General features: G+C 33.1%; 21 protein-coding genes. All 21 read left to right on the top strand.

The window, feature by feature from the left end:
* The 21 genes from MTX13_RS07270 to MTX13_RS07170 all read left to right on the top strand — a co-directional run bounded on the left by MTX13_RS07270 (position 1) and on the right by MTX13_RS07170 (position 21,376).
* On the top strand, positions 1–744 hold the full coding sequence (locus tag MTX13_RS07270; RefSeq protein ID WP_250433811.1) for an ABC transporter ATP-binding protein: 744 nt from the start codon (positions 1–3) through the stop codon (positions 742–744).
* Positions 737–2,005: an ABC transporter permease gene (locus tag MTX13_RS07265; RefSeq protein WP_250433809.1), complete on the top strand. Its 1,269-nt coding sequence runs from the start codon at positions 737–739 to the stop codon at positions 2,003–2,005. The genes MTX13_RS07270 and MTX13_RS07265 overlap by 8 nt, the downstream gene beginning before the upstream one ends.
* The gene (locus MTX13_RS07260; protein WP_250433808.1) at positions 1,983–2,435 is read left to right on the top strand and encodes an acyl-CoA thioesterase; all 453 of its coding nucleotides are present in this window, start codon (positions 1,983–1,985) and stop codon (positions 2,433–2,435) included. The genes MTX13_RS07265 and MTX13_RS07260 overlap by 23 nt, the downstream gene beginning before the upstream one ends.
* Positions 2,428–3,579 carry a beta-ketoacyl-[acyl-carrier-protein] synthase family protein gene (locus tag MTX13_RS07255; RefSeq protein ID WP_250433806.1) on the top strand — a complete coding sequence of 384 codons (1,152 nt, stop codon included), beginning with the start codon at positions 2,428–2,430 and terminating at the stop codon, positions 3,577–3,579. The genes MTX13_RS07260 and MTX13_RS07255 overlap by 8 nt, the downstream gene beginning before the upstream one ends.
* Positions 3,580–3,589: 10 nt before the next feature.
* Entirely contained in the window at positions 3,590–4,651 is a 1,062-nt protein-coding gene (locus MTX13_RS07250) for a methyltransferase (RefSeq protein ID WP_250433805.1), read from the top strand.
* A 2-nt stretch (positions 4,652–4,653) separates the two neighbouring features.
* Positions 4,654–5,271 (top strand): 3-oxoacyl-ACP synthase, encoded by a 618-nt coding sequence (locus MTX13_RS07245; protein ID WP_250433804.1) that lies wholly within the window; start codon positions 4,654–4,656, stop codon positions 5,269–5,271.
* 1 nt (position 5,272) lies between these two features.
* A complete protein-coding gene (locus MTX13_RS07240; protein WP_223032189.1) occupies positions 5,273–5,530 on the top strand; it encodes a phosphopantetheine-binding protein in 258 nt (85 codons plus the stop codon).
* Positions 5,531–5,557: 27 nt separating this feature from the next.
* Positions 5,558–6,760 carry a beta-ketoacyl-[acyl-carrier-protein] synthase family protein gene (locus MTX13_RS07235; protein WP_250433803.1) on the top strand — a complete coding sequence of 401 codons (1,203 nt, stop codon included), beginning with the start codon at positions 5,558–5,560 and terminating at the stop codon, positions 6,758–6,760.
* Positions 6,760–7,824, top strand: coding sequence for a beta-ketoacyl synthase N-terminal-like domain-containing protein (locus MTX13_RS07230; RefSeq protein ID WP_250433802.1), 1,065 nt, complete (start codon positions 6,760–6,762; stop codon positions 7,822–7,824). Before MTX13_RS07235 ends, MTX13_RS07230 begins: the two co-directional genes overlap by 1 nt.
* Complete coding sequence (locus MTX13_RS07225) at positions 7,818–8,594, top strand: polysaccharide deacetylase family protein (protein ID WP_250433801.1); 777 nt, start codon at positions 7,818–7,820, stop codon at positions 8,592–8,594. The genes MTX13_RS07230 and MTX13_RS07225 overlap by 7 nt, the downstream gene beginning before the upstream one ends.
* Entirely contained in the window at positions 8,587–9,204 is a 618-nt protein-coding gene (locus tag MTX13_RS07220) for an outer membrane lipoprotein carrier protein LolA (RefSeq protein WP_250433800.1), read from the top strand. The genes MTX13_RS07225 and MTX13_RS07220 overlap by 8 nt, the downstream gene beginning before the upstream one ends.
* Positions 9,185–9,793, top strand: coding sequence for a hypothetical protein (locus MTX13_RS07215; RefSeq protein ID WP_250433799.1), 609 nt, complete (start codon positions 9,185–9,187; stop codon positions 9,791–9,793). Before MTX13_RS07220 ends, MTX13_RS07215 begins: the two co-directional genes overlap by 20 nt.
* Positions 9,790–10,419, top strand: coding sequence for a porin family protein (locus MTX13_RS07210; RefSeq protein ID WP_250433798.1), 630 nt, complete (start codon positions 9,790–9,792; stop codon positions 10,417–10,419). Before MTX13_RS07215 ends, MTX13_RS07210 begins: the two co-directional genes overlap by 4 nt.
* Entirely contained in the window at positions 10,419–10,784 is a 366-nt protein-coding gene (locus MTX13_RS07205; RefSeq protein WP_250433796.1) for a 3-hydroxyacyl-ACP dehydratase, read from the top strand. Before MTX13_RS07210 ends, MTX13_RS07205 begins: the two co-directional genes overlap by 1 nt.
* Before the next feature lie 7 nt (positions 10,785–10,791).
* Entirely contained in the window at positions 10,792–11,289 is a 498-nt protein-coding gene (locus MTX13_RS07200) for a hypothetical protein (protein WP_250433795.1), read from the top strand.
* 6 nt (positions 11,290–11,295) lie between these two features.
* Positions 11,296–11,949 (top strand): hypothetical protein, encoded by a 654-nt coding sequence (locus MTX13_RS07195; RefSeq protein WP_250433793.1) that lies wholly within the window; start codon positions 11,296–11,298, stop codon positions 11,947–11,949.
* A gap of 79 nt (positions 11,950–12,028) precedes the next feature.
* Positions 12,029–13,225: a DUF2062 domain-containing protein gene (locus tag MTX13_RS07190; protein WP_250433791.1), complete on the top strand. Its 1,197-nt coding sequence runs from the start codon at positions 12,029–12,031 to the stop codon at positions 13,223–13,225.
* Positions 13,218–16,907 (top strand): 1-acyl-sn-glycerol-3-phosphate acyltransferase, encoded by a 3,690-nt coding sequence (locus MTX13_RS07185; RefSeq protein WP_250433789.1) that lies wholly within the window; start codon positions 13,218–13,220, stop codon positions 16,905–16,907. Before MTX13_RS07190 ends, MTX13_RS07185 begins: the two co-directional genes overlap by 8 nt.
* Complete coding sequence (locus MTX13_RS07180) at positions 16,904–18,427, top strand: phytoene desaturase family protein (RefSeq protein ID WP_250433787.1); 1,524 nt, start codon at positions 16,904–16,906, stop codon at positions 18,425–18,427. Before MTX13_RS07185 ends, MTX13_RS07180 begins: the two co-directional genes overlap by 4 nt.
* Entirely contained in the window at positions 18,414–20,084 is a 1,671-nt protein-coding gene (locus MTX13_RS07175; RefSeq protein WP_250433785.1) for a C45 family autoproteolytic acyltransferase/hydolase, read from the top strand. Before MTX13_RS07180 ends, MTX13_RS07175 begins: the two co-directional genes overlap by 14 nt.
* A complete protein-coding gene (locus MTX13_RS07170; protein WP_250433784.1) occupies positions 20,081–21,376 on the top strand; it encodes a phenylacetate--CoA ligase family protein in 1,296 nt (431 codons plus the stop codon). Before MTX13_RS07175 ends, MTX13_RS07170 begins: the two co-directional genes overlap by 4 nt.
* Positions 21,377–21,395: the final 19 nt, after the last annotated feature.

Below are 21,395 nucleotides of genomic sequence, written 5' to 3'. Positions count from 1 at the left end.
ATGATAAAAATTGAACAAGTTTCTAAAAAATATAAAGGTTCCGAGAATTTTTCGGTGTCTAATATAGACTTGTTGATTCATGAAAAAGAAATCTTTGGTTTACTAGGCCCTAATGGCGCAGGAAAAACCACATTAATCTCTATGTTATGTGCGCTTATCAAACCCACCTCGGGTACTTTTTCCATAGATGGTTTAACTTATCAAAAAAATAAAAACCAGCTTAAACAGCATATTGGTATTGTTCCTCAAGAATATGCATTATACCCTTCATTAACCGCTTTTGAAAACTTAAAATATTTTGGAAGCATGTATGGTTTAAAAGGAAAAGAATTAGACACTAAAATTAACCATACCCTCGAACATTTAGGCTTGCTTCATTTTGCCCATAAAAAAATAGATGCATTTTCAGGAGGCATGAAACGACGTGTAAATTTAATTGCAAGCATACTGCATGAACCTAAGGTTTTATTTTTAGATGAACCAACTGTTGGCGTAGACGTACAATCCAAGAATGTTATTATTGAGTTTCTTCAAGAGCTTAATAAAAATGGAACAACAATAATTTACACTTCGCATCATTTAAATGAAGCAGAAACATTTTGTACTCGAGTTGCTATTATAGATCATGGAAAAATAATTATTAAAGGACATCCCAAAGATTTAATTAAAAACAATGATGGTGCTCATAATCTCGAAGATGTTTTTATTAATTTAACCGGAAAAGCCTTAAGAGATCATGCATAAATTAATAGCTTCTACATATAAGGAATTTTTATTGCTCACACGTGATATAGGTGGTATTGCTATCCTATTTATTATGCCTCTTGTGCTTATTATTACTATTACTTTAATTCAGGATAGCACATTTAAAACAGTTACTGATTACAAGATTCCCATTTTAATTGTCAATAACGATAATGGCCATGTGTCAAAAACCATTTTAAAAGGCCTAAACGAGTCTAATACTTTTGAAATAAACTTAAAAGAAACCGAAAGTACAGCAAGAGATTTAGTGTTTAAAGGCAAATACCAGCTCGCCATTATAATTCCTGAAAACTTAAGCTCCGGTTTAGATAAAAAGGTATCACAAAATGTAGATGGCATTATTGAAAAATTCGGATTGGAAGAAACCACCGATAACCTTCAACAAGAAGTAATAAAAGGTAAAGAAGTTAAATTATACTTTGATCCAGCAACCCAATTAACCTTTAAGAATTCCGTTAAGAATGGTATTGACAAAATGGTTGCAAAGATTGAAACAGAATCCATTTACAAAGCATTTCAAGAACAGCTAACTGACGACCCATCAGAAGTTATTTTTGATACCGAAAGCTATATCACTTTTAACGAAATACTTCCTCAAAAAGACAATGAAGAATATATCCCAAATTCTGTCCAACATAATGTACCTGCCTGGACACTGTTTGCCATATTCTTTATAATTGTTCCGCTCTCAATAAATATTGTTAAAGAAAAAAGCCAAGGTACTTTTGTTAGACTCCGAACAAATCCCGTTTCCTATGCTATAGTATTAGGTGGGAAAACATTGGTTTATTTAATGGTTTGTCTAATACAATTTATTCTAATGCTTTTGGTAGGTTTATATGTTTTCCCAGCCATTGGTTTACCAAATCTAGATGTTTCAGGTCGACTGCCACTTCTTTTTGTGGTAGCCGTTTTTGCGGGACTGGCAGCAATAGGTTTAGGTTTATTACTGGGCACAATTGCTAAAACCCAAGAGCAATCGGCTCCATTTGGCGCAACCTTTGTTGTAATTTTAGCAGCTTTAGGTGGTGTTTGGGTTCCTGTTTTTGTTATGCCAAAAATCATGCAAACCCTATCTCAAATTTCACCAATGAATTGGGGTTTAAATGCTTTTTACGATGTATTTTTACGAAATGGGTCGCTATTAGATATTTTACCAGAAATTAGTCTGTTGTTACTCTTTTTTTTAGCAACCACTTTAATTGCAATAGTTTATAATGAAAAGAAAAATGCCTTATAACCCAAAAGAAATTACACACATTAGTGAAGTACGCGTTCGCTTTGTTGAAACAGATCCATTGGGAATTGTTTGGCATGGTAACTATATACAGTATTTTGAAGATGGCCGTGAGGCTTTTGGCAGACATCATGGTATTTCATATTTAGACCAAAAGAAGTTTGGGTTTGCAACACCTATTGTCAAATCGAGTACAGATCATAAACTACCATTGCGCTATGGTGATATTGCAACCATTAAAACAATTTATGTAGACAGTCCTTCTGCCAAAATGGTTTTTAGATACGAAATTTACAACCAAAACAATCAGCTCGTTTGTACTGGTGAAACCATTCAAGTATTTGTTGATAAAATAGGGGAAGGCGAATTGTGGTTAACTATTCCACCCTTTTTTAAAAATTGGAAACAAAAAGTAGGCTTACTAGATGAATAAAACCTATGTGTCATATAATAACATTATCTCATCACTGGGTTTTGATAGTGAGACTGTTGTTCAAAACATTCACAATGAAATTTCAGGCTTAAAACTGATAGATAATAAAACTTTTCTGCCAGAGTCGTTTTATTCTGCCTTAATCAATACTGAAGATTTAGAAAACGCTTTTCAAAAACTGAAGCCTAACCAAGATTATACTCGTCTCGAAAAAATGATGATAACCGCTTTACAAAAGGTTATTACCAAATCTGGCATAGAGTTAAACAAACGTGTCGGGTTAATAATTTCAACTACAAAGGGTAATATAGATGCTCTGGACGAAAACAATCCTTTTTCGAAAGAACGTGCATATTTAGATGAACTTGGAAAGTCTATCAAAACCTTTTTCAATTTTGAAAATGATGCCATTATCGTTTCTAATGCATGTGTTTCTGGAGTTTTAGCAGTAGCCATTGCAAAACGCTTTATCTTACAAGATGTTTACGACCATGTTTTTATAGTAAGTGGCGATGTTGTTTCAGAGTTTATATTATCTGGATTCAATTCATTTCAGGCCTTAAGCAATGAGCCTTGTAAGCCCTATGATAAAAACAGAACAGGTATTAATATTGGTGAAGTAGCTGCAAGTGCTTTGGTAACTAATAACAATACTAATCTTGCTGAAGAGGCTGTTGAAATTCTTGGTGAAAGTTCATGTAATGATGCCAATCATATTTCAGGACCATCCCGAACTGGAGAAGGACTCTATAGAAGTATTCAATCTGCCATAAAACAGGCAAAAATAAGACCATCTGAAATCGATTTTATTTCAGCTCATGGTACAGCAACAATGTTTAACGATGAAATGGAAGCTATCGCCATTAATCGTAGTAACATTCAAAGTGTCCCTTTAAATAGCTTAAAAGGTTATTTTGGACATACATTAGGCGCATCTGGATTGCTAGAAACTATTATCGGGATGCATTCATTAAAAAACAATGTGCTTTATTCATCAAAAGGTTTTGAAACGTTAGGAGTTTCAAAACCTTTAAATATTATAAAACAAACGACAAAACCAACCAAACCGTTACAAACGTTCCTTAAAACCGCTTCTGGCTTTGGAGGATGTAATACGGCTATAATTTATAAAACGCTAACATAAAATGACGACAATGACAAAAAAACCAATTAGGGCTATTGATGCCGTTGAAGAAGCTGAAAGAATTGCCTTTGCTCCATTCGTATTTCAAGCTGTAGTAGCCCTACGTAAACTAGGTATTTTTAATTTAATTTTTCAGTATAGAAAAAAAGGCGGTATTACTATAGAGAAATTAGCAGAAGAATTAGAACTCAGTGTTTATGGTATTGGTGTTTTATTAGAAATAGCTGAAAGCTATAGAATAGTAGACCAAGATGATTCTGGTAATTTTGAATTAACAACAACAGGTTACTTTTTAGCTTTTGATAGAACAGTTGATGTCAACATTAACTTCACCCAAGATGTATGTTATAAAGGTCTTTTTCATTTAACCGATGCCATTAAAACAGGTAAACCTTCAGGTTTAAAGGAACTTGGTAACTGGAATACTATTTATGAAGGCCTTTCTGTGCTTCCTAAAGATGTTCAAAAAGCTTGGTTTGAATTTGATCATCATTATTCAGACGATGTGTTTCAGGAAGCTTTAGAATTTGTGTTTAGAAACAACCCAAAAACTATTTATGATGTTGGCGCAAACACAGGTAAGTTTGCCATTAGTGGTAGTAAATATAATGACTCGGTTACTATTAAAATGATTGATCTGCCTGGCCAATTAAAAATAGCACGTGCCAATGTTGAAGCGGCCGGTTTCGGAAATCGCGTAACACATCATGAAATAGATTGGCTGTCTGAAAACCCACAATTACCTCAAGGTGCAGACGCCATTTGGATGAGTCAGTTTTTAGATTGTTTCTCTGAAGATGAAATATTAACCATTTTAAAAGCTTGTGCCAATGCTGTAAATGAGGATGGCGAAGTGTTAATCATGGAAACATTTACAGATAGACAACGTTTTGACAATGCTAAATTTGTTTTAGAAGCTACATCATTATACTTTACGGTTATGGCAAATGGAAACAGTAAAATGTATCCATCAAAAGTGTTAATTAGACTAATAGACGAAGCAGGTTTGGCACTAATAGAAGATATTCAGGTTGGGGAATATCACACCATTTTAGCATGTAAGAAAAAATAAAATTGAAAAACAACTATTACATATCTTCGTATTGTCATATCAAAAACAATTCTGTTTGGCTAGATGGAAATGATGTTTATCAGGATAGTTCGGAAACCTTTTCAGAGTTTATTAAGAACCTATATCGAGCAGAAAACACCAAATATGCCAAGTTTTTTAAAATGGATAACTTAAGCAAGTTGGCATTTATGGCGGCAGATATACTATTAAAAAATGAAAACCTCAACACGAGTACTGACAATGATATAGCATTGGTTTTTTCAAATAAAGCTGCTAGTTTAGATACGGATCGTAAGCATCAAACTTCCATACAAGATAAACTAGACTACTACCCTAGCCCTGCGGTATTTGTATACACGTTACCAAATATTTGTTTAGGCGAGATTAGTATTAAATATAAGCTGTTTTCTGAAAATAGTTTTTTTATCTTTGACAGCTTTAATGCAGACCATTTATTTAACTATTCAAATAGTTTATTAGATTTAAATAAATCTGAAGCTGTATTAAGCGGGTGGGTTGATTTTGATGATACTAATTATGAAGCATTTTTATATTTAGTATCTAAAACAGGAGATACAATACATAACAAACAAAACATAATAACATTATATAACGGATAATATGGATGCTTTAAAACAGGAATTAAAAGAAAACATCATAGAACAATTAAACCTTGAAGACATGACACCAGCTGATATTGCTGATGATGACATGCTTTTTGGTGATGGTTTAGGTTTAGACTCTATTGATGCCTTAGAACTTATTGTAATGCTTGATAAAAACTATGGTATTAAATTAACAGATCCTAAAGAAGGGCGCACCATTTTTGAATCAATAAATACAATGGCAGCTTATATTACTGAACACAGATCTAAATAAGCTTTATTCACTGGTGCAGGGAATGTTATGAGTAAAGGAGTCGCAATAACTGGAATGGGTATAATTTCTGCCATTGGAAACAATGTCGCAGAAAATTATCAATCTCTCATTTCAGAAACTAAAGGAATTTCAAGAATCTCAAAGATTGAAACTACGCACCAAAATGATATTATGGTTGGCGAAATAGACTATACCAATCAAGAACTTGAAGATCTTTTAGGCCTTACTCCAGACAACAACTATTCTAGAACCGCATTCCTTGGTGCCATTGCAGCTAAAGAAGCGCTTAATAACGCTAATATTTCTGATATCAACAAATACAAAACGGGTTTGGTTTCGGCTACTAGTGTTGGTGGAATGGATATGACTGAAAAGTATTATTATGAGTATCTAGAGAATAAAGCACATAGAAAATATATTGCTGGTCACAACGCAGGAGATTCTTCTCAAAAAATTGCAGAACAACTAGGTATTGAGCAAAGTTTAGTTACCACAATAAGTACCGCTTGCTCTTCAGCTGCGAACGCTATCATGTTAGGTGCTAGGCTCATTAAATCAGGACAATTAGATCGTGTTATTGTTGGTGGATCAGACTGCTTATCAAAGTTTACCATAAACGGTTTTAAAACTTTAATGATCTTATCAGACACTTACAATACACCTTTTGATGATAATAGAAAAGGATTGAATTTAGGTGAAGCTGCAGCATTTCTGGTTTTAGAATCTGATGCTGTTGTTAATTCAGAAAACAAAAAGGTGCTAGCATATGTAAAAGGTTATGGTAACGCTAATGATGCTTTCCATCAAACAGCATCGTCAGATAATGGTGATGGCGCCACTTTAGCCATGGAAAAAGCATTACAAGTTGCTAATTATTCACCAAAAGATATAGACTATATTAATGCGCATGGTACTGCAACCGGTAATAACGATTTATCCGAAGGGCGTGCAATAATTCGTGTGTTTGGAGAGGACGTTCCAGATTTCAGTTCTACTAAAGCTTATACAGGACATACGCTTGCAGCTGCTGGAGCTGTTGAAGCTGTGTATTCCGTTTTAGCGCTTCAAAATAATGTTATATTTCCTAATTTGAATTTCAAAACCCAAATGCAGGAATTTTCTATAACACCTCAACTCACACCAAAAGAAAAACCGTTACAAACCGTAATGTCCAATTCATTTGGGTTTGGAGGAAACTGTTCAACCGTTATATTTTCAAAAGTAGGGTGATGAAACGTGTTTATATAAATAGTGTTGGGTCAATTTCAGCTCAAAAAACGTATGAAAATAATAATTTCCTTTCGGAAATAATTGAATATAACGATACCGTAATACCTGCTCTAGATCCTAATTACAAAGATTATATTCCTCCTGCTGCAGCCAGACGTATGGCCAAGGGTATAAAAATGAGTATTGTAGCATCAAAAATAGCACTTCAAGATGCCGGTTTAGAACAAGTTGATGCCATAATAACTGGAACAGGCATGGGTTGCTTACGTGATTCAGAAAAGTTTTTGAGTAATATTTTAGATAATGACGAACAATATTTAACACCTACACCATTTATTCAATCAACACATAATACTGTTGGCGGCCAAATAGCTTTGGAGTTGCAATGTAAAGGATACAATTTCACATACGTACATGGTAGCAGTTCATTTGAGTCTTGTTTAATAGATGCTAAACTACAACTCGAACAAAACGAAGCTCAAAATATTTTAGTTGGTGGTGTAGACGAAATTGGCGAACATACTGTTAAGCTATTAAAATTAGTTGATCAAATAAAAACAGAACCTGTTAAAAGTAGCGAGCTACTACTGTCTAATACTAAAGGTGTTGTTTTTAGTGAAGGCGCTAATTTCTTTGTGTTCTCAAACCAACAACAATCATCTACTTATGCCGAAATTGTAGGTGTCAATATTTATAATACACTACCTAAAGATGGTATTTCGTATACTGCGGAAAACTTTTTAAAGGACTATAATTTAAGTGTTGATGACATTGATTTAGTTGTTCTTGGAAATAATGGCGATGTAAGATATGATGATTATTACAGCACATTAACTTCTGGCATTTTTAAGGAAATACTACAAGCTTATTACAAACATTTAAGCGGTGAATTTCATACGGCTTCCTCTTTTGGGTTCTGGTTGGCTGCTAACATTTTAAAAGCACAATCGCTTCCAGATTTGGTGAAACTGAATGACAAAAACATTTCTCAATTTAAAAACATACTTTTATACAACCAGTATTGTGGAGAAAATCATAGTTTCACTTTACTTCGTAAATGCTAAATTTTAAATCAATAAACATAACCGCAATAGTTATCTTTATAGGTTTACTAGTATTGTTTCTGTTTTACCACATATCACTTTGGTGGTTTGGCCTACTACTTTTAATTTGGTTTAGTATTACTGCATTAGGTTCAGCTATTATAGGCTGGAACTACCATGTCAAGAGTTTAAACAATAATCCCGAAACACTTAAAAATCATATTGCTATTACTTTTGATGACGGCCCTCATCCAGAATTTACTCCCCAAGTTTTAGCCCTATTAAAACAGTATAATGCAAAAGCTACGTTTTTCTGTATTGGAAAACATGTAAAAACCTACCCTAATGTTTTTAAACAAATTCTAGCTGAAGGGCATACCGTTGGAAACCATACATATTCCCATAATAATTTGTTTGGCTTTTTTAGCACTAAAAAAGTAGTTGACGAACTGCAACAAACTAATAGAACTGTTAAAAATCTAACTGGATTGTCACTACAGCTTTATAGACCTGCCTTTGGAGTAACCAACCCAAGAATTAAAAAAGCAGTTAAAGCATTAACATTATATTCTATTGGGTGGAATAAACGATCGTTTGATACGACTTCCATTAGTAAACAGCAAATACTAAATAGAATTACCAAAAACTTAAAGAAGGGCGATGTTATTCTGCTACACGACTCTAGTTTAAAAACTGTAGAAGTTTTGGAACAGTTATTGTTATTTTTACAACATAAAAATTTAAAAGCGGTTACAATTAATGAACTTTTTAACATTAAAGCTTATGCATAGATTATGCTTTATTTTAATTCTATTCAGTACGACAATAATGGCTCAAACCCCATTAAACGATTCTGAATCCAAAACGCTAATAAAGCGTGTTAAGGATAAAGCTTTAACAACAAAAACCATATTAAGCAATTTTACCCAATACAAGCATTTAGATTTTTTAACCAACGATATTATTACTAATGGTAAACTTTCATTTAAAGCTCCAGATTTAGTTAAATGGGAATATACCAATCCTTATAGCTATTCGGTTATTTTTAAAAACGAAACACTATATATTAATGATGAAGGTAATAAAAGTGAGGTCAACATCGGGTCAAGCAAACTATTTAAACAATTAAATAACCTTATAATAAAAAGTGTAAAAGGTGATATGTTTGATGACTCAGAATTTAATATTTTCTACTTTAAAAATGACAATCAATTTATTGTGCATTTCAAACCCAAGGATAAAAAATTTGCTAAATATATAAGTGATTTTCATATTTCCTATAATCAAGATGGCGATGTAGAAGAAGTAAAAATGATTGAAGCTTCAGGCGATTATACTAAAATTGTTTTTAGCAAAAAAGTTTTAAATAAGCCAATTGATAATGCGGTATTTAATAATTAGTTTGCTCGTGTGCTTTGCAAGCTGCGCATCGTATTCAAAAAAACAAGGCTTCACTCCAATTACAAATTCAACACAAACTGTAACAAATCCTTATTTTTCTGACTCAACCAAAGATTATGTTTACAAAGCCAATATAATGGTTTACGATCGTGATTTTAGCGGGTTACTTATTGTAAAAAAAATAAATTCTAATTCCCATCGTGTAGCTTTTACAACAGAAATGGGAAATAAATTGTTTGATTTCTCATTCACAGAATCAGATTTTAAGGTTAATTACATTCTTGATGAGTTAAATAAAAAAATGTTGATTAACATTTTAAAATCGGACTTTCAAACACTTACAGACGAAAACTTTAAGGTTAGTCAAGTATTTACTAAACAAGACGATTTAGTGTTCAATAGCGTGGTGAACAACAAACATTACTACCTTTATAAAAAAAATGATATATATAAAATTATTAGAACAAATAAATCAAAAGAAAAAGTCGTATTTACGTATTCAGAAATAAATAATAGCTTTGCAAACAACATAACAATCGAACACAAAAACATAAAACTCAACATCACCCTTAAATCAATTTCGCAATGAAAAAACTCATTTTATCTTTTGCAGTAATTATGATAACAGCTGCATCATTCTCTCAAGTAAAAGTTCGTCCAGGAATTAGAACTGGAATAAACGCATCAACTATAACCGATTTGAATAATTCATCTAGAAAAATAGGTGTTAACGGAGCTATTTTCGTGAACTTAAGATTAGGTGGTTTTTATGAATTACAGCCTGAATTCACTTACTCAAATCAAGGTTGGTCCCAAGATTTTCCAAATGTTGAACCCTATAACGATCCTGTTTATCAAAATAATAATGATGGTGATGTAAATGTTCATTATATTGGAATGGCGATAACTAACAAATTCTATTTCGTACCAAATTTAGGGCTTCATTTTATAATTGGCCCTAGTGTTGAAGTTAACATATCTGACAACTTGTATTATGATGACCTTACACCAATTGACTTTGCTCTATTTGGTGGACTAGGTTACGAATTCCCTATAGGGCTTGGTATAGAAGCACGTTATAAGCAAGGGCTTATTGACGTTAGAGATGGTTATTATGACTATTACTTTGATGACAACAACAACGATTATTATAACGGAAGCAATAAACTAAATTCTGTGTTTCAGTTTAATGTCTATTATAAATTTGGTTGGTAATGCTTTTAAAAGATTTCTACAAAGTAAATGAATTAAATTTTTCTGATGGCCAGGCCAATGCTAGCATAACCATTAATAAAAATCATGACGTTTTTAAAGGGCATTTCCCTGGAAACCCTGTAACACCAGGTGTTTGCATGATGCAAATCATCAAGGAATTATCAGAGCAGGTCCTAAACAAAAAATTATTTATGGAATCGGCTAGTAATGTAAAATTTATGGCCATTATTAACCCAGAAAAAACACCAGATTTACAGTTAACTTTAAACATAAGCGAAACCGATTCTGGCTATCGTGTAAAAAACAGTACCGCTTTTGGAGACACTATGGCATTAAAATTGACAACTAATTATAGAGTCCTTTAATAATGTTATGAAACACTTTTTTTTAATACTAATAGCTTATTCCTTTATATCTTATAATATATCCTTACCCGAAGTACGTGAGGCTTATAAGGCGGCTGCCAACGACAAAACTAAAGTTGAAGGGTTTTTTAACATGTTGTCTGAGATAACAAAAAAAGACAAAAGCACTTTAGTTGCCTACAAAGGGGCTTCAATAGCTTTGCAAGCAAAATATGCTAAAACTATTAAAGAAAAAAAAGAAGGGTTTATCAATGGTGTTAGTTATATAGAATACGCTATAAAAACCGACCCTAATAATATTGAGCCACGTTTTGTACGTCTAGGCATACAAGAAAATACCCCTAAATTACTAAAGTATAAAGACGCCATAGATGAAGACAAACAATTTATTCTCAAACAGTTTCAATATATTAAATCTAACAATCTAAAAGAACATATTCGCGATTACATCTTGCAATCCAGTATCTTTTCATCAGAAGAAAAAAAACTAATTAAAAATCAATAATTAAAAATGAAACAACTAACCACCCTAATTCTTTTCTTATTTAACCTATCATTATACGCACAAGATATTATTGTAACCTCGAATAATGAAGAGGTTTCTGCTAAAGTTGAAGAAATTCACATAGAAACCATTTCATATAAGAAACCAAATAATTTAACAGGCCCTTCTTACCATATAAAGAAATCTGAAGTTTCAAAAATTATTTTTGAAAATGGTACTGTTGAAACTTTTGATGTAAAGCCAACAAACAATAAGAGTGATGTTACTTATGAAGAAACACAAGCTTTTTTAGTTGATTACATTGGCAAATACTGTTATGACGACAACGGCTATTTAAAGAACAAATATGTTGCAAAGTTTGAAGGTGATTATTTACGATTAATAGTCATGAATAAAAACCAAACAAAAGAAATAAGTTCTATTCTATACGATTTTAAAAGTGTTTATTCCTTTAGAATGCCTGATAAAAGAGATAAAGAATTAGCTTTTATTAACATACATGCTCCTTATTTAGCTAATGAGAAAAAAGACAAATGGGAACGCCACAAATTAGTTATGAGCGTTAAAGGCCACGAGAATGCAGAATCTATTGTAAACGCCTTAAAACATTACAACTATCTTCTAAAACAGAAAAGTAAAAAACCTGGCCAAAAATTTTAGGCGTTTTTATTTCACAATCCCTTTAATTAAGCAGAAAAATCAGTATTTTCGAAACTATAACATTTTAAGGCTCTTTTAGTTGAATACTGAACTTATTAGACAAAAAATTTCGGATTTAAACGTATGTGTAATCGTTCCCACATACAATAATCAACATACCTTAAATCGTGTTTTAAATGGTGTTTTAGAGTACACCTCAAATATTATTGTAGTAAATGACGGTTCAACAGATTCTACCTCAACCATTCTAAAAGAATATGAAGGTATTGAACTAATCCATTTCCCAAAAAACAGGGGAAAAGGAATGGCCCTTCGTGAGGGCTTTAAACATGCTATAACATTACATTACGACTTTGCACTTACAATAGATTCAGATGGTCAACATTTTGCCAGCGATATTCCAGCCTTTATAAAAACACTGGATGAACACAATGCAACCGATATTTTAATTATTGGAGCCCGAAATATGGATCAAGAAGGCATTCCTGGCAAAAGCAGTTTTGGTAATAAATTTTCAAATTTTTGGTTCAAGTTTGAAACTGGCATTAAACTACAAGACACACAATCGGGTTTTCGGCTATATCCCTTACGGATTATAAAAAACATGACCTTTTTTACTACTAAATTCGAATTTGAAATTGAGGTTATCGTTAAATCGGCTTGGCGAGATGTTCCTGTACTAAATATTCCTATTCAAGTATTATATGACGAATCTGAACGCGTATCGCATTTCAGACCATTTAAAGATTTTACCCGAATTAGCATATTGAATACCTGGTTAGTAATTTTGGCGTTGTTGTATTATAAGCCAAGACAAGTTTTTAGGGATTTTAAAAAAAAAGGGGTTAAACGTTTCTTTAAAGAGGATGTATTAGGTAGTAACGACTCTCCCAGAAAAAAAGCCTTGTCCATTGCTCTTGGTACATTTATTGGCTTTTCTCCCCTTTGGGGTTTTCATACTTTTTTGGCAATTACTTTGGCTATTTTTTTTAAGCTTAATAAAACCATATCATTTGCATTCTCAAATGTTAGTTTCCCGCCTTTTGTGCCTTTTGTTGTTCTTATGAGTTTAGAATTAGGACAGCTAATTTTTAATGAGCCTCTAACATATTCCATAACTGAAGCATTGGAAAACTTTGAGGCCTTAAAAAATATAAAACTTTACATTGTTGGTAGCTTTGCATTGGCGATAATTGGCGCTGTTTTATTTGGTGGAATAAGCTATATTATTCTTGAATACCTGCAGAACAAAAAACAAGCTACTGTAAATGGTTGATTTATTCTACAGGACATATCAATTCATTAAATCTAACACACTAGTGAGTCTTTTGGGTTTTATGGTAATCCTTTTAGGTTTAATATTTTTAGCTACAAGAATTGAATTTGAAGAGGATATTACGAAACTTATACCAACTTCTGAACAAAATGCAGATGCACAAAAAGTTCTTAAGACCGCCAATTTTGCTGATAAGATAATAGTTAACATAAGTCGCGAATCTCATGCTTCGGTTGAAGACTTAACGGCTTATGCCTCTCAATTTATTGATAGCTTAAATAAAAACTCCAGTAACTATTATACCCAAATTCAAGGTCAAATTCCTGAAGAAACAGTTTCTGATGTTCTCAATTTTATTTATGAAAATTTACCACTGTTTTTAGATACTTCTGATTATGAAACTATTCAAAGGAAACTCAATAAAGACAGTCTTGAAGCAATAACCAGAGCCAACTATAAAGCATTAATATCTCCTTCGGGCATTATAGCCAAAGAAACCCTTTTAAAAGATCCATTAGGGTTATCTTTTATGGCTTTAAAAAAACTTCAACAATTAAGTTTTGGAGATGATTTTATTTTAGAAAATGGCTATCTCTTAAGCAAGGATAAAAATCATATTCTACTATTTATTACACCCAAACACAAATCAAGTGAAACAGCACAAAATGCTGTTTTTGCCGAACAACTTTACAAGTTAAATAGCGATTTAAATACCAGCTTTAATGGTAAGGTTTCCAGTGAATACTTTGGAGGTGTTCTAATAGCGGTTGCCAATGCCAAGCAAATTAAGCAGGACATCCAGATTACGGTTGGCATAGCCATGAGTATCTTATTGCTCATACTTATAGTGTTCTATAAAAAATTGAGTATTCCATTAATACTATTTACACCAACTGCTTTTGGGGCTTTATTGGCAGTAGCCTTACTTTTTGTAATTCGTACAAAAATATCAGCCATTTCATTAGGAATAGGTTCAGTACTATTGGGTATTACTTTAGATTATGCCTTGCATATTTTAACTCACATTAGGAGTAATAACAATCCTAAAACCTTATATACCGATATAACAAAGCCTATTCTAATGAGTAGTTTAACAACTGCCCTGGCATTTTTGTGCTTGTTATTCTTGAAATCGCAGGCCTTGCAGGATTTAGGCATTTTTGCTGCTATAAGCGTATTAGGCGCATCGGTATTTTCATTAATTTTTATTCCGCTTGTTTATAAAACAAAAGTGGTTGTTTCTAGTAAACAAACACTGTTAGATAAAGTCGCTCTTTATCCTTTTCATAAAAACAAATGGTTCATACTCGGTGTTGTAGCACTGTTAATATTAAGTGCCTTCACTTATAATAAGACGCAATTTAATAACGATATCTCTCAATTAAACTACGAACCTCAAGAATTACTTGATGCACAAAACAGGTTAGATGCGCTAACAAATATCAGTTCAAAGTCTATTTATTTGGCAGCTTATGGCAATAGTGTTCAAGAAGCTATTTCAAATAATGATAGTATATTTTCTAAATTGCAAAGTCTAAAACAGAGTAATGAAATTATAGATTTTAGTTCAATAGGTGCTTTAATTCAATCTCATAAAAAACAAGAAAACGATATTAAGGCTTGGCAAAATTTTTGGTCAGATGTTACTATTCAAAAAACAAAACTTCAACTTATTGAAAGTGGCGAAACCCTTGGTTTTAAACCAAATACCCATCAAAGTTTTTACAATCTTTTAAATACAGATTTTAAACCATTGTCCTTAAATGAGTACAGTGCCATTAATACCATTTCCATTGATGACTATATCAGTACTCAACCAGACTTTACTACAGTTACATCATTGGTTAAGGTGAAAGACAATCAAATCGAGAATCTGTTGCAACATTTTGAGGGTTTTCCAAAAACATTGGCCATAGACAGAAAGCAAATGAACGAAACCTTTTTAGGTGGCCTAAAAACCGATTTTAACCGGTTAGTAATGTATTCCCTCATTGTTGTTTTACTACTCCTATTATTGTTTTATAGAAGCGTATCATTAACATTGGTTACGAGTTTACCCATAGCTTTAACCTGGCTTGTAACTATAGGTTTAATGGGTGTTTTACAGGTTCAGTTCAATATTTTCAATATTATTATTTCTACTTTTATTTTTGGTTTGGGAATAGATTACAGCATATTTATAACAAACGGGTTGCTGCACGAATTAAAAACAGGAGAACGCGTTTTACCAACTCATAAAACCTCAATAATATTATCGGTAATCACAACAATACTAGGTGTTGGCGTTTTAATATTTGCCAAGCATCCAGCTTTGTATAGTATTTCATTAGTTTCTCTAATTGGCATATTATCGGCCGTCTGTCTGTCTTTTATTATTCAACCTATCATATTCAAATTTTTTATTGGAAGTAAATCTAACAGGCCTTCGCCAATTTTAATGTTTATCCTCTCTAGTATTTCGTTTACTTATTATGGTTTAGGCGGATTAATATTATCCTTTTTAGGAATTGTTTGTATGAAAATCATTCCGTTGAGCATGAAAATTAAGATGAAATGGTTTCACAAAATTATGTCTCGATTTATGAAATCGGTTTTAGACTCATACCCGTTTTTTAAAACGCGTGTTCTAAACCCACATAACGAAACCTTTGAAAAACAAGCCGTAATTATAGCTAACCATACATCATTTTTAGACATTTTAGCCATAGGAATGTTGCACCCAAAAATAATTTTCTTGGTTAATGATTGGGTCTATAACTCCCCTTTCTTTGGAAAAGCCGTAAAACTTGCTGGATTTTACCCTGTTTCAAGCGGAATAGAAAAAGGTATCGATCACTTACAAAAAAAAGTAGAACAAGGGTACAGTTTAATGGCATTTCCAGAAGGTACTCGATCGTATACCAATAAGATGAAGCGGTTCCATAAAGGTGCTTTCTTTTTGGCAGAACAGTTCAATTTAGATATCGTTCCTGTAATTATTCACGGTAATTCTGAAATTCTACCAAAAGGGAATTTTGTTATAAAATCTGGAATTCTATCTATAAAAATCCTCGAAAGAATTGCCATTAATAACCCTAAATTAGGCACAACTACCCGAGATAAAACCAAATACATTAGTCAAGCGTTTAAAAAACAGTTTAAAACTTTTAGACAAGAACATGAAAGCGAAACGTACTTCCACAAGGTTGTGTTAGAAGAATACCGATACAAAGGCGACCTTTTATATAAAACTGTTAAGCACGATTTAAAAGCCAACAAAACCGTATATAAAACGGTTATGGAATCCATAGGCGAAAAGGAGAGCATTACGCATTTATCTAAAGATCAAGGTCAATTAACTTTTTTATTGGCGTTAGATAGCCCGAGTAGACGAATAACAACATGGCTAGAAAATGATAGCAACCGAAAGCTTGTAAAAAGCAGTTATATTACTAATAACCACTACAAAATTACGGTTACAGATACTATTGAAGAATCGTTAAACTCAATTTCAGATGTATTGATAATCGACTTCAATTTAACATCAAACCATCAACTTGAGTCTATTTACAGCCTGGACTATTCTAAAATAATACTTTTAAAATCCAGTCTACATTTAGAAACAGCTTTTGTTTCTAGCAATTACAAAATTGTACAAAAAAGTACAGCTATAACTTGTCTCATTAAAACGGATAACACTTGAAACCTAAATCTAAATACGATATTGTAATTGTTGGCAGTGGTCTTGGCGGACTTGTTTCTGCAGTTATTCTTGCAAAAGAAGGGTATAGCGTATGTGTTTTAGAAAAAAATCAGCAGTTTGGCGGTAACCTTCAAACATTTTCTAGAGACAAATCTATTTTTGACACTGGCGTGCACTACATTGGCAGTTTGAGCAAGGGCCAAAACTTATATCAATATTTTAAATATTTAGGTATAATGGATAGCCTTTCACTCAAAAAAATGGATGAAGACGGATTTGATATTATATCTTTTGACGATGACAAAAAGGAATACGCTTATGCGCAAGGGTATAAGAATTTTAAGGCTCAACTAATCCAAGACTTTCCAGCTGAAGCTAATGCGATACATGCTTATTGTGAAGAAATGCAGAAAACCTGCGACAAGTTTCCATTATATCGTTTACAGTCTGGCATACCATATGCCGATGGCGTTTTTAGGCTTCAAGTAAAATCTTTTTTGGAATCCATAACGTCTAACAAACGTCTTCAAGCGGTTCTTGCAGGAACTAATTTCCTATATGCAGGAGATGGTTATAGAACACCTTTTTATGTCCATTCCCTTTCAGTAAATTCATATATCCAAAGCGCTTATCGCTGTGTAAATGGCGGCAGTCAGATTACAAAACTACTCATAAAACGACTTAAGGAACATGGCGGCGAAGTTTTTAAATACCATGACGTTATTAATTTGGAATGTCAAGACAACGAGATAAAATCAGCTATATGTAAAAATGGGAATCGTATAAAAGGCGATATTTTTATTTCTAATATTGAACCAAAAGTTACATTGGATTTAGTAGGGAAAGAACATTTTAGAAAGTCTTACACCAATAGGATAGATCGTATAGAAAGTACTGTTGCGTGTTTTAGTTTATATCTGGTATTAAAACCAGGTTGTTTTAAATATTTGAACAAAAACTATTACCACTTTAAAACCAAAGATGCGGTTTGGAACGCGCAACACTATACCCAAAATAGTTGGCCAGAAAGCTATATGCTTTCTATGGGAGTTAAAAAAAATCAAAACGAATATGCCGATAATTTAACCGTTATGACCTATATGCGGTATGAAGAAGTAAAGCCTTGGGCAAACACATTTAATACCACTGCCCATAAAAATGACCGTGGTCAGTCGTATGAAGAATTTAAACAGGAAAAAGCAGAAAAAATCATTCAAGAACTGGAAAAAAAATTTCCTAATATTCGGGAATGTATTGAAAACTATTATACCTCATCACCGCTGTCCTATCGCGATTATATTGCCACAAACAAAGGTTCCATGTATGGTTACGTGAAAGACGTCAATAAATCTATGCAGTCGTTTATTCCTCCTCAAACAAAAATTCCTAACTTGCTTTTTACTGGGCAAAGTTTAAATATGCACGGCATTTTAGGTGTAACCATAAGTGGTGTGGTTACCTGTTCAGAAATTTTAGGACAAGAGTATCTATTAAATAAAATTCTTGATGCAAATAAGTAAGGTATATATTTTAGTAGTTTTCGTTCTCGTTTTAACATCATGTGGTGTTAAACCATCTCTTCTTGATACACCTGATGTGAGTGCCTATAACCAGAACACACCAGAACGCCAAAAAATTACAGATTCCTCATATACTACCAAAAACGGATATTTGTCAAAAAACCAATACGGACAATGGGAATTGTACGTCTCTGGAGATCCTTATCAAATAGGCTTGCAAACAGGCAGTCTAACTCAAGAACTCTTTCTTAAGCAAGAAGATGCTTTTTTGGGAAAAGTAAATGAGTTGGTCCCTTCGGAAACCAAACAAAAAATACTACGAAAATTATTGGCTTGGTACAACCGCAAAATGTATTTACACATTCCCGAAGAGTATAAATCTGAAATTTTAGGCGTATCGCAATATGCTGGTGATAAATACGATTATGTTGCTGATGACTACTTACGCATATTATATTTCCATAGTGCTCACGATATTGGTCATGCCTTGCAAGACCTTATGCTAGTTGGTTGTTCGTCATTTGCAGCTTGGGGAAACAAAACCGAAGATGGTGATTTAATTATTGGAAGAAATTTTGACTTTTATGCAGGTGATGACTTCGCAGAAGATAAAATAATAGCCTTTTTAAAACCCACAGAGGGGCATAAATTTATGTCAGTTACTTGGGCTGGAATGATGGGTGTGGTTTCTGGTATGAACGACCAAGGACTTACAGTTACTATTAATGCAGGAAAATCCAGTATTCCGTGGGTAGCCAAAACGCCCATTTCCATTTTAACGCGTGAAATATTGCAATATGCTTCCAATATTGATGAAGCCATTGCCATAGCCAAAAAACGTCAGGTTTTTGTATCAGAATCTATTTTTATAGGCAGTGCAAAAGACAATCGTGCCATTACTATTGAGGTATCTCCAAAGAATTTTGGTGTTTATGAGGTTGAAAATTCTAATCAACTCATCTGTTCCAACCATTTTCAAAGTGAAGCATATGCCGATGATGAAAAAAACCTAAAGCATAAAGCTGAAAGCCACTCGCAATATCGTTACAAGCGTATGGAAGAGCTTTTAAGCGAATCGACGAAAGTTACACCTAAAATTGCCGTAGATATTTTACGAAACAAAGAGGGATTGCACGACAAAGCCATTGGTTATGGTAATGAGAAGGCATTAAACCAACTCTTAGCGCATCATGGCATTGTTTTTAAACCTAAAGATGGCTTAGTTTGGGTTTCGGCCAATCCGTATCAACTTGGTGAATTTGTGGCTTATAACTTAAATACCGTTTTTAGTGAAGCGCCAGAAAACAGTAAAGCAATGTCTCTACACAATGGCAATTTAACCATTGAAAAGGACCCGTTTCAATTTACAGAAGCTTACAAAAACTATGAAGACTACCGTATTTTAAGACGAGAAGTGATTGCTGCAATAAATAATGATATGCATTTGTTACCTTTAACACTTCAAAAGCTTCAAGATTCCAATCCTGAATATTGGGAAGCTTATTATTTAGTTGGAAAATACTATTACGAAAGAAAGTATTATACAGCAGCATATAATGCATTTGAAATTTCAAAAACAAAAGAAATTACAACCGTTACTGACCAAGAACAAGTAGATTTGTACCTAAAGAAAATTAAAAGGAAATTAAACCAATGATTCCTGAAATAGAAAAAGCATCAGCTTCAGAAATTAAAGCTTTTCAAGAAAAAAAACTTAAAACCCTATTGACGTATTTAAACACCAATTCTAAATACTATAAACAGATATTTAAAAGGCACACCATCGATGTGAATAGTGTTAATACTCTAGAAGATTTAACTAAAATTCCACCAACCACTAAAGATCACCTCCAACAGTTTAATGATGATTTTCTATGTGTTGAAAAGTCAAAAATTATTGATTATGTCACGACCTCTGGAACGCTTGGAGATCCGGTTACCTTTGCCTTGACGGATAACGATTTGGACCGATTGGCTTATAACGAAGCTATTTCATTTGCCTGTTCTGGGGTAACAGATCAGGATGTCATGCAACTCATGACCACAATAGACAGGCGTTTTATGGCTGGACTAGCCTACTTTTTAGGTGCTAGAAAATTAGGAGCTGGTATTATTCGTGTTGGTGCTGGAATTCCAGAATTGCAATGGGATTCCATTCTGAAATTTAAGCCGACCTACTTAATAGCTGTTCCTTCCTTTTTATTAAAACTCATTGAGTATGCCAGACAGCATGATATTGATATCAATCAATCGGGTGTAAAAGGTGCCATCTGCATTGGTGAACCTTTACGCAATCAGGATTTTTCATTAAATGCCTTGGCCAAAAAAATTACGCCTGATTGGGATATTGAACTGTTTTCCACTTACGCATCAACCGAAATGAATACGGCATTTAACGAGTGTGAAGCACAGCAAGGTGGTCACCATCATCCAGAACTCATTATTGCTGAAATTTTAGATGAAAACGACAATCCTGTTAAACCTAATACGGTAGGCGAACTAACTATAACAACGCTAGGTGTTGAAGGTATGCCTTTATTGCGTTTTAAGACTGGAGATATGGTTATGGCTCATACAGAACCTTGCATATGCGGTAGAAATACTATGCGTTTAGGTCCTGTTGTGGGCAGAAGAAAACAGATGATAAAATACAAAGGCACCACATTATATCCACCTGCAATGGATAATATTCTAAATGATTTTAACCAAGTGGAAAGCTATATTATTGAAATATCTACCAACGACATAGGGACCGATGAAATTTGCTTAAAAATCGCTTCAAAAGAACAATCAACAAAATTACTTCAACAAATAAAAGATCATTTTAGAGCTAAACTTCGTGTGACACCTAAAATTGAATTTCATGATAAAAAAACCATACAAAAACTACAGTTTCCTGCTATGAGCAGAAAACCTATTAAGGTTATTGATAAGCGGAAAACAGAGTAATCCAATACGTTAACAGCTG

Source organism: Hanstruepera flava, from assembly GCF_023634025.1.
In the GTDB taxonomy this organism is placed as follows: Bacteria; Bacteroidota; Bacteroidia; order Flavobacteriales; family Flavobacteriaceae; genus Hanstruepera; species Hanstruepera flava.
The sequence above is the reverse complement of the archived record's forward strand: the minus strand, read 5'-3'. Positions and strand labels throughout refer to the sequence as shown.

Coding starts and splice junctions, on each gene's coding strand:
- MTX13_RS07265 (WP_250433809.1), top strand. CDS start 737: ATGCATAAATTAATAGCTTCTACATATAAGGAATTTTTATTGCTCACA.
- MTX13_RS07225 (WP_250433801.1), top strand. CDS start 7,818: ATGCTAAATTTTAAATCAATAAACATAACCGCAATAGTTATCTTTATA.
- MTX13_RS07255 (WP_250433806.1), top strand. CDS start 2,428: ATGAATAAAACCTATGTGTCATATAATAACATTATCTCATCACTGGGT.
- MTX13_RS07205 (WP_250433796.1), top strand. CDS start 10,419: ATGCTTTTAAAAGATTTCTACAAAGTAAATGAATTAAATTTTTCTGAT.
- MTX13_RS07270 (WP_250433811.1), top strand. CDS start 1: ATGATAAAAATTGAACAAGTTTCTAAAAAATATAAAGGTTCCGAGAAT.
- MTX13_RS07250 (WP_250433805.1), top strand. CDS start 3,590: ATGACAAAAAAACCAATTAGGGCTATTGATGCCGTTGAAGAAGCTGAA.
- MTX13_RS07215 (WP_250433799.1), top strand. CDS start 9,185: ATGCGGTATTTAATAATTAGTTTGCTCGTGTGCTTTGCAAGCTGCGCA.
- MTX13_RS07230 (WP_250433802.1), top strand. CDS start 6,760: ATGAAACGTGTTTATATAAATAGTGTTGGGTCAATTTCAGCTCAAAAA.
- MTX13_RS07235 (WP_250433803.1), top strand. CDS start 5,558: ATGAGTAAAGGAGTCGCAATAACTGGAATGGGTATAATTTCTGCCATT.
- MTX13_RS07185 (WP_250433789.1), top strand. CDS start 13,218: ATGGTTGATTTATTCTACAGGACATATCAATTCATTAAATCTAACACA.
- MTX13_RS07240 (WP_223032189.1), top strand. CDS start 5,273: ATGGATGCTTTAAAACAGGAATTAAAAGAAAACATCATAGAACAATTA.
- MTX13_RS07175 (WP_250433785.1), top strand. CDS start 18,414: ATGCAAATAAGTAAGGTATATATTTTAGTAGTTTTCGTTCTCGTTTTA.
- MTX13_RS07210 (WP_250433798.1), top strand. CDS start 9,790: ATGAAAAAACTCATTTTATCTTTTGCAGTAATTATGATAACAGCTGCA.
- MTX13_RS07195 (WP_250433793.1), top strand. CDS start 11,296: ATGAAACAACTAACCACCCTAATTCTTTTCTTATTTAACCTATCATTA.
- MTX13_RS07200 (WP_250433795.1), top strand. CDS start 10,792: ATGAAACACTTTTTTTTAATACTAATAGCTTATTCCTTTATATCTTAT.
- MTX13_RS07170 (WP_250433784.1), top strand. CDS start 20,081: ATGATTCCTGAAATAGAAAAAGCATCAGCTTCAGAAATTAAAGCTTTT.
- MTX13_RS07220 (WP_250433800.1), top strand. CDS start 8,587: ATGCATAGATTATGCTTTATTTTAATTCTATTCAGTACGACAATAATG.
- MTX13_RS07260 (WP_250433808.1), top strand. CDS start 1,983: ATGAAAAGAAAAATGCCTTATAACCCAAAAGAAATTACACACATTAGT.